We start from the raw sequence: 15,955 nt of genomic DNA on the forward strand, positions 1-15,955 counted from the left end.
TGCTTATAAGTAAATAAGCATGGCTGTAACAAAGAGGAACTTCTAGCTGCTGTTCCTGTTTTTTAATATAAGTTATTGAACTTAACTATTTCTTAAAATCACGTAAAATAAAAAATCCCTGTATAAACAGGGATTTTTTTAGTTCAAGCGTTGATGCGTTATTACATCATTCCGCCCATACCACCCATACCGCCCATATCTGGAACAGCTGGTTTATCTTCTGGAATGTCAGTAATCATACATTCTGTAGTTAACATTAAACCAGCTACAGAAGCAGCGTGTTCAAGTGCAGAACGAGTTACTTTAGCTGGGTCAAGAATACCCATTTCTAACATATCGCCATATTCGCCAGTTGCAGCGTTATAACCGAAGTTACCTTCACCCGCTTTAACTGCATTGATAACTACAGATGGCTCATCACCAGCGTTTGAAACGATTTGACGAAGTGGAGCTTCGATCGCACGGCGTAAAATATTGATACCCGCTGTTTGATCGTCGTTAGCACCTTTTAGGTTGTCTAATACATTTACAGCACGTACTAGCGCAACACCACCACCAGCAACCACACCTTCTTCAACTGCTGCACGAGTTGCATGAAGTGCGTCGTCTACGCGGTCTTTCTTCTCTTTCATTTCAACTTCAGTTGCCGCACCAATTTTAATTACAGCAACACCGCCTGCTAATTTAGCAACACGTTCTTGTAATTTTTCACGGTCGTATTCTGAAGAAGATTCTTCAATTTGAGCACGGATTTGCTGAACACGCTCAGCAATAGCAGCTGCATCACCAGCACCATCAACAATTACAGTGTTTTCTTTAGAAACAGTGATCTTGTGTGCAGTACCTAAATCCTGAAGAGTTGCTTGTTCTAAAGACATACCAACTTCTTCAGAAATAACAGTTGCGCCAGTCAAGATTGCGATGTCTTGAAGCATTGCTTTACGACGGTCACCGAAACCAGGAGCTTTAACAGCACATACTTTGATAATACCGCGCATGTTGTTTACAACAAGTGTAGCAAGCGCTTCGCCTTCAACATCTTCAGCGATGATAAGAAGTGGTTTACCAGTTTTCGCAACTGCTTCTAAAACAGAAATCAATTCACGAATATTACCGATTTTTTTGTCAACAAGAAGAATGAACGGGTTTTCAAGCTCAGCTGTTAAAGTATCTTGCTTGTTTGCAAAGTACGGAGAGATGTAACCACGGTCAAACTGCATACCTTCTACAACGTCTAAAGCGTCTTCGAAGCCAGAACCTTCTTCTACAGTGATTACGCCTTCTTTACCTACTTTTTCCATCGCTTGAGCGATAAGTTTCCCAACAGTAGTGTCAGAGTTAGCAGAGATAGAACCAACTTGTTCGATCGCTTTAAAATCATCAGCAGGTTTTGCATTTGAACGGATATTTTCAACTACAGTTTTTACTGCGATATCGATACCACGTTTTAAATCCATTGGGTTCATACCTGCAGTTACAGATTTGATCCCTTCATTTAAAATTGCTTGAGCAAGTACAGTTGCAGTTGTAGTACCGTCACCAGCGATGTCGTTAGTTTTGCTAGAAACTTCACGAACAAGTTGAGCACCCATGTTTTCAAACTTGTCTTTTAATGAAATTTCTTTAGCAACAGTTACGCCGTCTTTAGTGATGTGCGGAGCGCCGAAAGAACGGTCAATCACTACGTTACGACCTTTAGGGCCTAAAGTCACTTTAACAGCATCTGCAAGTACGTTTACGCCTGCAATCATTTTTGAGCGAGCTGAATCACCAAATTTTACGTCTTTAGCTGACATATTAAACTCCAAATCTTTTTAAATACTGAATCTGATAATGAATTGAGTTATGGATTGATTAGCCTTCCAACACAGCTAAAATGTCTGACTCTTTCATGATTAAGAGTTCTTCACCACTTACTTTCACTGTTGTACCTGCATAAGTACCAAACAATACTTTGTCACCAACTTTAACATCCAAAGCACGTACGCCATTCTCAGTGATTTGACCATTACCTACTGCAATTACTTCACCTTGAGATGGTTTTTCAGCAGCAGAACCTGGAAGTAAAATACCACCAGCAGTTTTGGTTTCTTCTTCTACGCGACGAATTACAACGCGATCATGTAATGGACGAATGTTGCTCATAATTAACTCCATCAGACTAAGTCTTTTTGATTAATCGTTATTGCTTTAATCCAGAGCAATAACAAAATATTTAGATGTCACTTTTGTGGGGATGAAAAAAAAGGCTTCAAGGGGGAAATGAAAAAAAACTTATCTTTTTTGGTCATTTTTTAACAGGTTGTGAAGAGTTTTTATTAAATTTAAAGCACAAAATAAAAGAGGCTATTTTCATAGCCTCTTTTATAAAGATAAATTTTAATGTTAAACAAAGAGTTGCTGATTATTCAACAATTCATCTAATGTTGTATTTACCTGATTTAAAGTTATCAATGACACACTACTAAACATTGTACCTTCGCCATCTCGGTCAAGACTAATAGTCGTGTTTCCTGCATCTTGCTCTACAGTAATAAATTTCGCTAATGTGCTTACATCTTTAGAATAGTCAATTAATAGTTCACTTAAATCAATTTTGTCAGCTTGGAGGTCAGTTCTTACATCACCTAAAGTAAAATCTAACACCGTGTCATGTCCATTCCCGCCAGTCGCATCTTGGCTATTTAGCAATTGGAACAAAATGGTATCAGCACCGTCATTAGTCATATAGGTATCATTACCTTCACGCCCATTCAAAACGTTATTCCCAGAGTTACCTGTTAAAAGATTATCTAAAGCATTGCCTGTTGCATTTAGATGAGCAGAGCCAACTAACTCCAAGTCTTCAACATAACGACCACTTTCTATATTTGTCGACCAATCAGAATATCCAACCAGACTATAACTCACAGAACTAATTATTTTATCGTGTCCACCAAAATCCGTATCTTTAAGTTCAGACCCAACTATTTGTGTTTCCGAATAACCACTTTGAACCCAAACACTTTCGTAATGACTCGTATCTACCCAAACCTCTTCATTATGACCATCAAACACATATTGTTGCTCATAATAACCTTGTTCAATCCATTGAGATTCATAGTGCCCATCTTGAACGAGTTGTTGTTCAAGATGTCCAACCTCTAGAGTATTAGGACCTGATAGTTCATATCCTGACTGCCATTGATTTAAATTATAATCATAGTACGTATTCACATATTGATTATACGAACCATCATCTGAATAGTAATTTATGCCATTTGAGTCCATGTAGACGTCTATTACGCCATCAACGACCCATGTATCTTGATAATAGCTTGTATCAATCCAAATATCTTGGGAGTAACTTGTGTCAATCCAAACATTTTCAAAATGGCTTGTATCTACCCATATATTATCAGTATAACCAGAAGCTACCCATTGCTCCTCATAATGACTTGTATCTATCCAGACATCCTGAAATACATTAACAGTAGCAACGCCATACTCTTGAACAAAATCACTTATATGATCAACTATATAAGTATTATCAGTAACATCACCTTTAAACTGATCAACAGTGATGGTAGGTAAATCATTAATTATTTGGCTAATGGTTTCACTACGGTTTCCGGCACGATCAATAACGGTAAGGTCAAATGATGTTGCATTCCCATACATATAAGTAGAGAAAGTTCCATCTGCCATGACCGTCGTACTTGTTACAGAAGGTTCTTGATCAGCAAAATGATATGTAACTTCAAGAGTAGCCTTACTTTCTGCATGTCCCGTGAGCTCTCCCCATCCATTTATGGCAAGCTGTGTGGCTACATTCGGTACTGTTGTATCATTCGTAGCAACAACCGTTGTACCTACACTCACATTTTGATTGGCATCAACTACTTTTACCGTCAATGTTTCGCCATGCCAATATTGTGACCATAATTGCGCTAAGAAAGTACCATTACTTCCAACCGTAGTCTGACCAACTAAATTATTATTAACATCAAAAATATTAACCGTTGAATATGCTTCCGCTTGTCCTGAAAGTATATTTCCATCTTCTAAGACAAGCAGAGTTGCTGCATTTGGTGCGACGATGTCTATGGGTGCCTTAATTTCGGTGTAAGCGCTTTGATAGCCATTTTGCTCCACAACAATGCGTAAAGTTTGCCCATTCGCCTGAGGTGAGTATAACTGGATATTAAAATGCCCTGTTTCATCTACAGAACCACCACCAATATAATTACTATACACATCAAAAATACGCACCTCACTATTAAGTGAAGCAGTTCCCTCAATAAAGAAACCATTTTCAGATACAACGACCTGATCTACTGTTGGTGGTGCATTAGTGTCTGGATTAAAAGTAATATTAAGTGGGGTACTTATATTTTTGGCTAAATCTGTTGCCGTGATAAATAACTGCTCTCCACGTAATAATGGTGGATAAATACTAGCATTGAAATATCCAGCTTCATCCGATTGAAATTCTGCTCTAAAATCTCCATCCGCATCCATTACTTTAATGATTACTTTCGGATCAGCTTGTCCCGTAATACCATAACCGTCATTACTAATCACCACATCATTAATTACTGGAGCAATATTGTCTAAAGGCGCAATAATTTCAGAGATTAGGCTGTATTGATTGATATTCTGGTCATAAACTCGAACTTGTAATGTTTGTCCCTGTAGATAGTAATCAATTAACTGAATGGCAAAACTACCATCTTCATTCGCAACATTATTCCACCCTCCATTAATGATCTGACCATCAGTAGATGTAACAACAATCGACATTCCTGCTGTTGCCTTTCCTGTCAGAATATGACCATCTACATCCAGTTTTAGCTCTGTTGCAGTAATTGGTGAGTTCGAAAATACAGGTACTAACTGATGAGCAACTTCGCTTCGGTTACCAGCAATATCTTTGACAACAATACTCAAATTTTGTGTCTGGTATTGACTCAGATTAATCCATTGATTAAATGTGCCATCGTACCAAACATAAGTTGTTGCGATAACTGCACCATATTGATCAATAATTTCAATCGTTGCATTTGGCTCAGCCTCACCAAAAAGCAATCCGTCTGAGGTTAATGTAATATTTGAAGCAGCTGATGGTGCAACATCATCAATTAAAGCATTGTGTTTAACCTCAATACTTCGGTTACTTGCTTGATCAATTACAACAAATATAAGCTCTTCTCCATGTAAATAGACTTGATTAAAATAACCTGACACGTTACCAGTACTATCTACATAACCATAGCCTACAACCTCACCCGTAGCATTTTTGACTTCAATCCGAGTATTTACTTCTGCTTGTGCAGTAAAGTTTTGACCGTTTGAGTCGAGCACAATATTTTCAATCGGATTTGGCGAGATATCATCAATTAAGGCATTCTGTTTGACCTCTGTACTGCGGTTACCCGCTCGGTCAACTACAACAAAAGTAAGCTCCTCTCCATGTAAATACACTTGATAGAAGTAACCAGAAACATTACCCATGTTATCGGTTGAACCAGATCCTACCACCTCACCAACAGCATTTTTAACTTCGATTCGACTATCTGCTTCCGCTTGCGCTGTGAAGTTTTGACCATTTTCATTTAAGACAATGTTTTCAATCGGATTTGGTGCAATATCATCAATCGAAGCATTTTGCTTAAATTCAATACTTTGATTACCTGCTTTATCTATAACGATAAAAGTGAGTTCCTCACCTTTTAAATAAACCTGATTGAAGTGACCGGACACATTACCAGTGCTATCGACATAACCATAACCGACAAACTCACCCGCAGCATTTTTGACACCAATAAAACTATTGGCTTCTGCTTGTGCCGTAAAATTTTGCCCATTTTCGTCAAAGATGATGTTTTCAATTGGGTCTGGCGCAATGGTATCTACCAAAGCATTTAACTTAAGTTCGACACTGCGGTTACCCATTCGATCTATGACAACGAAAGTTAATTCCTCTCCATGTAAATAAACTTGGTAGAAGTAACCCGTCACATTACCAGTGCTATCGGTAGAGCCCCAACCTATCTGGTTACCAAATGAGTCAAAAACTTCGATCTGACTGTTTGCTTCCGCTTGTGCTGTAAAGTTTTGACCGTTCGCATCAAGTACAATATTTTTAATCGGATTAGGCGCAATATCATCAAGCGGCGCCTTAACTGAAACAGCTTCACTCACATTTCCAGCAAGGTCTTTAACAATGACTGTAAACTCTTCACCATGTAAATTGTAAATACCGAAAAAAATAGTAAATGTACCATCAACATTTACACTCTGACTCCACGTATTCATCTGCTGACCATTTTGATCAAAAATCTGGATGAAAGTATTTGGTTCAGCTACTCCAGAAAGGGATGAACCATCTTCACTAAAGACCAGATTACTTGCAGCTACAGGAGCAATATCATCAAGCGGTGCTTTTACAGTAACCTCACCACTCAAATTACCAGCCTGATCAACTACAACTACTTTAAATACTTCTCCATGCATGTAGTTACTATTTAAATAGATGTTAAATGTTCCGTCCCAATTAACATTATTATTCCAAAGATTTAATAATTGACCGTTCTGATCAAATATTTGAATCGTCGCATTTGGCTCAGCGATACCACTTAGATATGAGCCATCTTCACTAAATACTAAATTAGTCGCATTTTCCGGTGCTGTATTATCAAGAAAGGCTGTTTGTTTTAATTCAGCGCTGCGATTACTGGCTTGATCAATCACAACAAAAGTGAGTTCCTCACCTTTTAAATAAACTTGATTCAAGTAACCTGACACATTACCAGCACCATCCACATAACCAAAACCTACAACCTCACCCACAGCATTTTTAACTTCAACTTTGCTATTTGCTTCTGCTTGCGCTGTAAAGTTTTGACCATTTTCATTAAAGATAATGTTTTCAATCACATTCGGAGCAATGTCATCAATCAAGGCATTCTGCTTGACCTCGGTACTACGGTTACCAGCTCGATCAACTACAACAAAAGTGAGTTCTTCACCATGTAAATAGACCTGATAGAAGTAACCTGAAACATTCCCCATGCTATCGGTTGAACCAGATCCTATGACTTCACCAGCAGCATTTTTGACTTCAATTTGAGTGTTTGCTTCTGCCTGAGCTGTAAAGTTCTGTCCGTTCGCATCAAGTACAATATTTTCAATCGGATTTGGTACAACATCATCAGTTAAAGCGTTTTGCTTAACTTCTGTACTACGGTTACCCGCTCGGTCAACGACAACAAAAGTGAGTTCTTCTCCATGTAAATAGACTTGATATAAATAACCTGACACGTTACCAGCGCCATCCACATAACCTGAACCAACAATCTCACCAACAGCATTTTTAACTTCAATTTGAGTATTTGCTTCTGCTTGCGCTGTAAAGTTTTGACCATTGATATCTAATATAATATTTTCAATCGGATTTGGTGCAATATCATCAATCAAGGCATTCTGCTTGACCTCTGTACTGCGGTTACCCGCTCGGTCAACGACAACAAAAGTAAGCTCTTCGCCATGTAAATGCACTTGATACAAATATCCTGAAACATTACCTGCACTATCTGCTGATCCATAACCTACGACGTCACCGTTATTATTTTTGATTTCAATTTGGCTATTTGCTTCTGCCTGAGCTGTAAAGTTCTGTCCGTTCGCATCAAGTACAATATTTTCAATCGGATTTGGTGCGACATCATCATTCAAAGCACTCTGCGTGACCTCTGCACTGCGGTTACCTGCTCGATCGATTACGACAAAAGTAAGTTCCTCACCGTGTAAGTAAACTTGTTGAAAATAACCAGATACATTACCTGAGCTATCGGTGTAACCAAAACCAATCTTATTTCCAGCCTGATCTAATACTTCAATAGAGCTTCCAGCTTCTGCCTGAGCTGTAAAACTTTGGCCCTCTTCGTTGAAGATGATATTTTCAATCGGATTTGGTGCAATGGTATCAATTAAAGCATTTTGCTTAAATTCGATACTGCGGTTACCTGCTCGATCTATAACAACAAAAGTAAGTTCTTCACCATGTAAATAGATTTGATTGAAAAAGCCTGAGACATTACCAGCACTATCTGTAGAGCCCCAACCCGTCTGATTACCTAATGAATCAAAAACTTCGATCTGACTATTTGCTTCTGCTTGCGCTGTAAAGTTTTGACCGTTTGCATCAAGTAAAATATTTTTAATTGGATCCGGTGCAATATCATCAAGTGGAGCATTTATTGAAACAGCTTCACTCACATTTCCAGCTTGGTCTTTAACGGTGACCGTGAATGCCTCCCCATGTAAATTATTGCTACCTAAGAAAACAGTAAATGTACCGTCCGAGTTGACGGTATTATTCCATATATTCAATGGCTGACCATTATGATCAAAAACCTGAATTGTAGTATTCAGTTCTGCTACACCCGTAAGATATGAACCATCTTCTGAGAAAACTAAATTACTGGCTGGTGTAGGAGGAACTGTATCAGCAGTAATTACAGTATCGGTGCTTATTTGTCCACGAGCATCCTTAATTGATAAGAACAACTGCTCACCATCAACAAGAGGGCGGTCAAGCTGGAGTTTAAAATAAGTTGATCCATTCCAGCCGTTATCTTCACCGACTTTAATTTCAGCTACGACTTCACCTTTGGTATCTTTAACAATGAGAGTACTATTATTTTCAGCTTGCCCACTTATCACTCCATCCGAAGTAAAGCTATCTACATATGGGGCAAAAGCATAGTTAGGCGCCTGTATCCGAGCAGCTAAACTTACATTTCCATTTACATCTGTAGCCGTAACATAAACTGTCTCAGCATTGGTTAAAAACATACCTAATTCTATCGAGAAACTTCCACTCTCGTCGGTCCAGTTATTCCAAAACCATTTATTAAGAATGTTTCCTTGTCCATCTTTAACTAAAATTTCAGAGAAAGGTTCTGCATGACCATAAACTAAATCGCCAGCATCATTAAAATTTAAATCTGTTGGAACAGGTGGAGGAGTCAGATCTACAACAATATTCTGCTCAGGGCTCATCAGACCTTTATTATCAATAATTTGAACGGAAATTTGCTCTCCATCAATTAAAGGTCGGTTTACACTCAAGCTAAAATGACTAAATTCATTCCAACTATTGTCATCACCTAATGTAACCTTTCCTAATTCATTACCGTCAGCATCACGCACAATTACCGTACTATTATCTTCAGCAAACCCAGAAATTAAGCCTTCTTGTGTAATACGTTCAACATGTGGAATATAAGCAAAGTTTGGAACTTCGATTAGGGCTTCACTCGTATTTTGATTTTTATCTACTACTTGTACGGTAACCGACTCACCTTCTTTTAAAAATTGGAACACAGGTAAACTTGCAAAGCCTTGTTCATCTGTAACACCGTTAGCGATTAGATTTCCTGTTCCGGAAAACACAAGAATAAGGCTGTTAGGTTCATTGACATGTACTGATAAGGTTTCACCACTGATATCAAATTGTGGCGTTTCTAAAAATACTGCGGGCGTATAGTCTGCGGTAATATATTGTGGATGGCCTGAAACATTATCTTTATCGGTAGAGATAATAATTTGAGTACCTTCCTCCAAAGGTTGGTCGAGGGACAAAGTAAATGGTCTAACTTCACCTAATTCCATTACACTAAAAGGTGTAATACCTGAGCCCTCAAATGCAATAGAGTTAAACTCTTGTAGAATATTTCCATTCTGATCTTTTACAATAAAATGACTGCCTTCAGTCGCATAACCAGTGATCACGCCTTCTGGACTAATTCGTAAAATACTAAGAGCTGGAACTTCAGTAACTAGTCCAATTGATGAGTTTTCGCTGCTGTATCCATTATAAGTAGCAACTGCATAAACTTCATTATTTGAGCTAATTGAAAGATTTTGTAAGGTGAAGTTACCCTCTTCATTGGCTATTGTACTTGCAAGCCAATCTCCATTTTTATTGTAGATATCGACTTTACTTCCTTTATATGCGCTACCCGAAATGATAGCTCCATCTATATTATTAAAGGTTAGTGAATCTAGTGTTGGTGAATTCGGAGTATGATCTACATTATAATTTTGAATCTGTTTAATAATCGCTGTATTGCCAGCTTGATCAGTAAGGCTAATATTAATTGATATATTGGTTTGCGATTCTTCTGACCACAAGAACTCTGCTGGAATTTCAGCAACCCATTCTTGAGTTAGCTCATCAAAATGAAAGTTATAAACAACATCATTTAATGTCGTATTTATTGAAGTCAGTGAGCTATTTAAATCTGTTGGTAGATTATCTACGTCCAGTCTTATAGAAATAACTTGATCTTTTTCAACTAGGCTTATTGTATTGTCTTCAGTAATCGGCTTTACAGTTACTGCAATTTCTTCAACATTTAAAGAATTATCTACAATCACTTTTTGTACAGCGGTTTCTGAGGTATTGCCAGCAAGATCCGTTACTACGGCTTTATAGAGATAAATACCATCAGCTAAATCTTTTTGTTCAGCTGTTGTTTCCTGCCAAGTTTTTCCTTCATCTTTCGAAATTTCATAGTGGTCTAGTAAAGCAGCTTGTTCACCGATCACAATTGGTTGAGTTAACTTCAAAGTAAAATTATTATCTTGCGTAAGTCGATCCGTTGCTGAAACACCTGTATCGCTCAAATCAGATAAAGTCAGTTCACCTGCTTGCGGTGCTATGGTATCCACAACCACTTTTTGTATAGCAGTTTCTGAGGTATTACCTGCAACGTCTGTTACTACAGCTTTGTAAAGATAACTTCCATCAGCTAAATCTTTTTGTTCAGCTGTTGTTTCCTCCCACGTCTTACCATCATCTTTCGATATCCAGTAAGTAATTTGGCTATTTACTTCTTGTCCACTAATCTTTAAATCAAAAGTTTGATCTTGCGTAATCTGATCCGTTGCTGAGACGCCTGTATCAGTCAAATCAGATAAAGTCAGTTCACCTGCTTGTGGTGCTGTGGTATCCACAACCACTTTTTGTATAGCGGTTTCCGATGTATTTCCAGCTCGGTCTGTTACTACAGCTTTGTAAAGATAACTTCCATCTACTAAATCTTTTTGAGTTACTGTTGTTTCTTGCCACGTCTTACCATCATCGGTAGAGACCAAATACGTTACTCGACTTCCACTTTCCTGTCCCTCAATCTTTAAAGTGAAGTTTTTATCTTGAGTGATCTGGTCGGTTGTTGAGGCGCCTGAGTCTAAAAGATTTTTGAGAATCAAATGACCTGGCTCAGGAGGCGTCGTGTCTTTAGGATCTTTCCTTGACAATAAAGCAATTGTTCCTGCGCCTGCTAAAGCACTGACCACCCCAGTCCAGAGAGGTACAGAAGATGAAGAGTCTATAAGTTTTGGTGCATCTTTTACTTCTAAATAATTAACAGTAGTCTGTCCAGTAGCATCTTCACCTAAACTGGCAGTCCAATAACTCTGCCCATCATTTAAAAGAATTTGCGGATTTTCGCTAATAAAATAGTTTTCTAAAATAATTTCAGTTCCATCTTTTAGATGAATAATTGCATTATTTCCTTCTCTTGTTATTGAGGCAATTTTTTCTGGGCTTATATCGATCTTTGCGATTTCTTTAGGATCTACTACAATAGTTTTTGTCTGGCCTACATCAATATCAACTGTATTATTTTTTGAAGCATTATTTGCCATTAATGATACTTGTACCATTTATCCACCATGAAATTTTAAATATTATTAAGTTTTTCTAAAATATTAAGTCAATAGATACTCATTTTATAAAATATTATTAAATTTCACAAAAGACTAAAACCCTTATTATAGCTAGTTAAAAACATGGCTTTTTATATAGTTAAAAATTTTTATGTATCCATTAATATTATTTTTAAAATGATAAAACATTAAGAATGTTTTCCTATTCCCCATATATAGAATTTAAAGCTTAGGCATTGTAATGGATAAAATTTTATCAATCTACTCTTAAGTTAAATGTCTTATAGAATTTTTATAAATTAAATTAATTGAAAAATCTTTAAATCATAATTAAACCAATAATGATTAATTCTTCCTTCATTTGAAATGACATTAAAACTATTTGGAACATGATAATGCAAACGGCTAGATGTCGCTGTTCCTGCATGAATATCATAAATAGGATGATCTATTTCTAATTGATAAATTTGCGTTAAATCATATACGGCTATTTTATGAAGATGCCCATGTAACATACCAAATAGTCCTGTCTTACTCCATTTTTCGAGAGCCATTTTCCCTAATACAGGACAATCTTTAATACCATGCTCATCATCAGGTGGGGTATAAAAAGGCTGATGAAAAACAACTAATTTGATTTTATTCTCTGGCCCTTGCTGTAATCGCTCATATGTAGTTTGAATTTGCTCAATCGAAATATGTCCACGAGTATGATAACGGCGGCGTATACTGTTTACGCCAACAATATAGAAATGTTCAGTTTCTAAAGTTGGCTCAAGCTGGCCAAAAAAATATTGATAGCGAGTAAATGGTGAGAAAAAACGGTTCCAGACATGGTACAACGGAATATCGTGATTACCAGGCACAACAAGATAAGGAATATTAAGACTATCTAAAAACTGACGACAATTATAAAACTGTTGATATCTGGCTCGCTGAGTGATATCTCCACTCACAACAATAACTTCAGGTTTATGTTCGGTACAAAAAAGCCGAATTGCATCTAAACAGGCCTCAATTTCTGTTCCAAAATGCAAATCAGACAGATGTAATAACATTGGGCACCATAATATTTAAAGCATTCTTTTCTACAGTGAAATTTAATGGTGTTTTCATCTCTAAAATTTCACCATCTAAAGCTACAGTAAGTTTTGATTTTTTTGCACATTCAACAATGACATGATCAGCACAAAAACTATAAACATCTTTTGTCTCTTCAACCTTTCCTTGAATCCATTGCCAAAGCATATGTAATAAACTAAGCCTATCACTTTTTGTAATGACTACTCCAGCGACTCTCCCTTGTGCAGCACAATCAGCAATTCTTAATTTCATATCACAAAGTTGCAGTTGATTATTACCAAAGAAAATTAGTGGGGTTTTGACTGGATATTTTTTTCCATCAACTGTGACGGAGAGCTTCATAGATTTATTTTCTCTTAATAAAACATCCAAAGCTGAGGTATACGCATGTAAAGGCAAACGTCCTAAGTATTTATTGTAGAGCTCACGTTTTTTTATAAACAATGGATAAAGGCCTAGGCTCGCATTATTTAAGTAAATATGATCGTTAATAGTCGCAATATGTACAGAACGGGGTGTTCCTGTAGCAATGACTTCAGCCGCCTCTAACAAATCTAAAGGAATATCTAAAACTTTAGCGACGTAGTTAAAAGTTCCCAAAGGTAAAATTCCCATAGGAATATTGGTATGACGAAGTTTTGATGCTACTGCATTTAACGTCCCGTCTCCACCTGCTGCCACAACAACACCTAAATTTGCTTTTTGACTATGCCGATGAATCACTTGATTCATTAAATCATCAAATGAAACATCTTCCGCTAATTCAAAAACTTGTATTTCAAAACCAAATTCGGTGAGTGCAGTCATTAATTGTTCATACATATCTTCATGTTTTGAAGCATGAAAACCCGACTTCTGGTTATAGATGATAGAGAGAGGTTTTAAAGTCCGCATTTTTATTATCTTAAAGAGGATTTACCTTGTATTTTGTATAGAAAATCGCCTAATAAAAGTCTCTTTATGTAAATTTCGAATGATGATCATTTGTTTAATCAATAATAATTCTCAAGAAAAATTTAAACATCAAGTTATTGATTTTAAAAAAAATAAATAATATAAATAACACACATACAACATAAAAATGTAAAGAATAAAATACACCAAAAAACAATAAATATATGATTTAAATTAAAAAAAATAAAAAATCAAAATATCTATTTCTTATTCTTTAGTCTTATTTTTTTTATGATTTTGTGCTTTAATACAGCCACTTTTTTATTTGATCTTTCATTGTACCTCAATGAATGACTTGTACGTTGTACATATTTTGAATAGGCCTCACCATGACCACAGTGAACGCACCAGAATTCGTTCGTCATCCTAAGCTTATCGCATGGGTTGAAGAAATTGCAAACTTAACCAAACCAGCAAAAATCGAATGGTGTGACGGAAGCGAAGAAGAGTATCAACGTCTAATCGACTTGATGATCGCTAACGGCACCATGCAGAAATTAAACCAAGAAAAACATCCTGGTTCTTATCTTGCAAATTCTGACCCATCTGATGTTGCGCGTGTTGAAGATCGTACTTACATTTGCTCTCAAAAGAAAGAAGATGCTGGTGCGACAAACAACTGGGAAGAACCAGCTGTTATGCGTGAAAAGTTAAATGGTTTGTTCGAAGGATCAATGGAAGGTCGTACAATGTACGTTGTGCCTTTCTCTATGGGTCCACTTGGAAGCCATATTGCTCATATCGGTATCGAGTTAACTGACTCTCCTTACGTTGCTGTTAGCATGCGCAAAATGGCACGTATGGGTAAAGCAGTTTATGACGTACTAGGTACAGACGGCGAATTTATTCCTTGTATTCATACCGTAGGTGCTCCACTTGCTGAAGGGCAAAAAGACGTTGCATGGCCTTGTAACCCTGAAAAATACATCGTTCATTACCCAGAAACTCGTGAAATCTGGTCTTACGGTTCTGGTTATGGCGGTAACGCGTTACTTGGTAAAAAATGTTTAGCACTTCGTATCGCTTCTGTTATGGGTCGCGAACAAGGTTGGTTAGCTGAACACATGCTTATTCTTGGTGTGACTAACCCACAAGGTGAAAAACACTATATCGCTGCAGCCTTCCCATCTGCATGTGGTAAAACAAACTTCGCAATGTTAATTCCACCAGCAGGCTATGAAGGCTGGAAAATTGAGACTGTAGGTGACGATATTGCTTGGATCAAACCAGGTGAAGACGGTCGTCTATACGCAATCAATCCAGAAGCTGGTTTCTTTGGTGTTGCTCCTGGTACAAATACCAAGACTAACCCTAACTGTATGGCAACTCTTCACAAAGATGTTATCTATACAAACGTTGCGGTAACTAATGACGGTCAAGTATGGTGGGAAGGTCTTTCTAAAGAAATTCCAACTAACTTAACTAACTGGAAAGGTCAACCTCACGTAAATGGTGAAAAAGCTGCTCATCCAAATGCGCGCTTCACTGTTGCTGCTGGTCAATGCCCTTCTATCGATGCTGACTGGGAAAATCCAGCAGGTGTTCCGATTTCTGCATTTATCTTCGGTGGTCGCCGTGCAGATACGGTTCCTTTAGTTTCTGAAGCTTTTGATTGGGTTGATGGCGTTTATAAAGCTGCAACTATGGGTTCTGAAACTACTGCTGCTGCTGTTGGTCAACAAGGTATCGTTCGTCGTGACCCATTCGCGATGCTTCCATTTGCTGGCTACAACATGGCTGACTACTTCGATCACTGGCTAAGCCTTGGTCAAGAAGTAAGCACAAAAGCTGAAGCTGCTGGTAATAAATTACCAAAAATCTTCAATGTAAACTGGTTCCGTCGTGATGCTGAGGGCAATTTCGTATGGCCTGGTTTCGGTCAAAACATGCGTGTTCTTGAGTGGATCATTGACCGTTGTGAAGGTCGTGCAAACGCTGTTGAAACACCAATTGGTCTTGTTCCAACTTACGATGACTTGAACTGGGAAGGTACTGAATTCTCTAAAGAAGAATTTGACCTTATCACAGCTCAAGATAAAGATCAGTGGGTTACTGAAATTGAAAGCCACACTGAGTTATTCAATAAACTTGGTGAGCGCTTACCAAAAGCATTAAAAGAACGTCAAGCAGCTTTACTTGAAGCTGTAAAAACTGGCTTCTAATTGCTAAATATAAAAAAGGTCGCCTTGTGCGGCCTTTT

The 15,955-nt window shown here is 37.5% G+C and carries 6 protein-coding genes; 1 reads left to right on the forward strand and 5 read right to left on the reverse strand.

Annotation, left to right across the window (positions count from 1 at the left end):
- Positions 1 to 161: 161 nt before the first annotated feature.
- The 5 genes from groL to AC1PJP_RS06690 all read right to left on the reverse strand — a co-directional run bounded on the left by groL (position 162) and on the right by AC1PJP_RS06690 (position 13,695).
- Complete coding sequence (gene groL / locus AC1PJP_RS06670; protein WP_005307896.1) at positions 162 to 1,796, reverse strand: chaperonin GroEL; 1,635 nt, start codon at positions 1,794 to 1,796, stop codon at positions 162 to 164.
- Between the two features lie 58 nt (positions 1,797 to 1,854).
- On the reverse strand, positions 1,855 to 2,145 hold the full coding sequence (locus tag AC1PJP_RS06675; protein WP_002120604.1) for a co-chaperone GroES: 291 nt from the start codon (positions 2,143 to 2,145) through the stop codon (positions 1,855 to 1,857).
- 240 nt (positions 2,146 to 2,385) lie between these two features.
- A complete protein-coding gene (blp1, locus tag AC1PJP_RS06680) occupies positions 2,386 to 11,715 on the reverse strand; it encodes a biofilm-associated Ig-like repeat protein Blp1 (RefSeq protein WP_479766709.1) in 9,330 nt (3,109 codons plus the stop codon).
- 302 nt (positions 11,716 to 12,017) lie between these two features.
- Positions 12,018 to 12,776, reverse strand: a complete 759-nt coding sequence (locus AC1PJP_RS06685; RefSeq protein WP_250375248.1) for a metallophosphoesterase family protein — start codon at positions 12,774 to 12,776, stop codon at positions 12,018 to 12,020.
- The gene (locus AC1PJP_RS06690) at positions 12,757 to 13,695 is read right to left on the reverse strand and encodes a diacylglycerol/lipid kinase family protein (protein ID WP_151768408.1); all 939 of its coding nucleotides are present in this window, start codon (positions 13,693 to 13,695) and stop codon (positions 12,757 to 12,759) included. Before AC1PJP_RS06690 ends, AC1PJP_RS06685 begins: the two co-directional genes overlap by 20 nt.
- Positions 13,696 to 14,084: 389 nt before the next feature.
- Between AC1PJP_RS06690 and AC1PJP_RS06695 the strand changes: the two genes are divergently transcribed.
- Positions 14,085 to 15,917 carry a phosphoenolpyruvate carboxykinase (GTP) gene (locus tag AC1PJP_RS06695; RefSeq protein WP_005307903.1) on the forward strand — a complete coding sequence of 611 codons (1,833 nt, stop codon included), beginning with the start codon at positions 14,085 to 14,087 and terminating at the stop codon, positions 15,915 to 15,917.
- Positions 15,918 to 15,955: the final 38 nt, after the last annotated feature.

The sequence above is a fragment of the Acinetobacter sp. V116_7 genome, assembly GCF_056735735.1.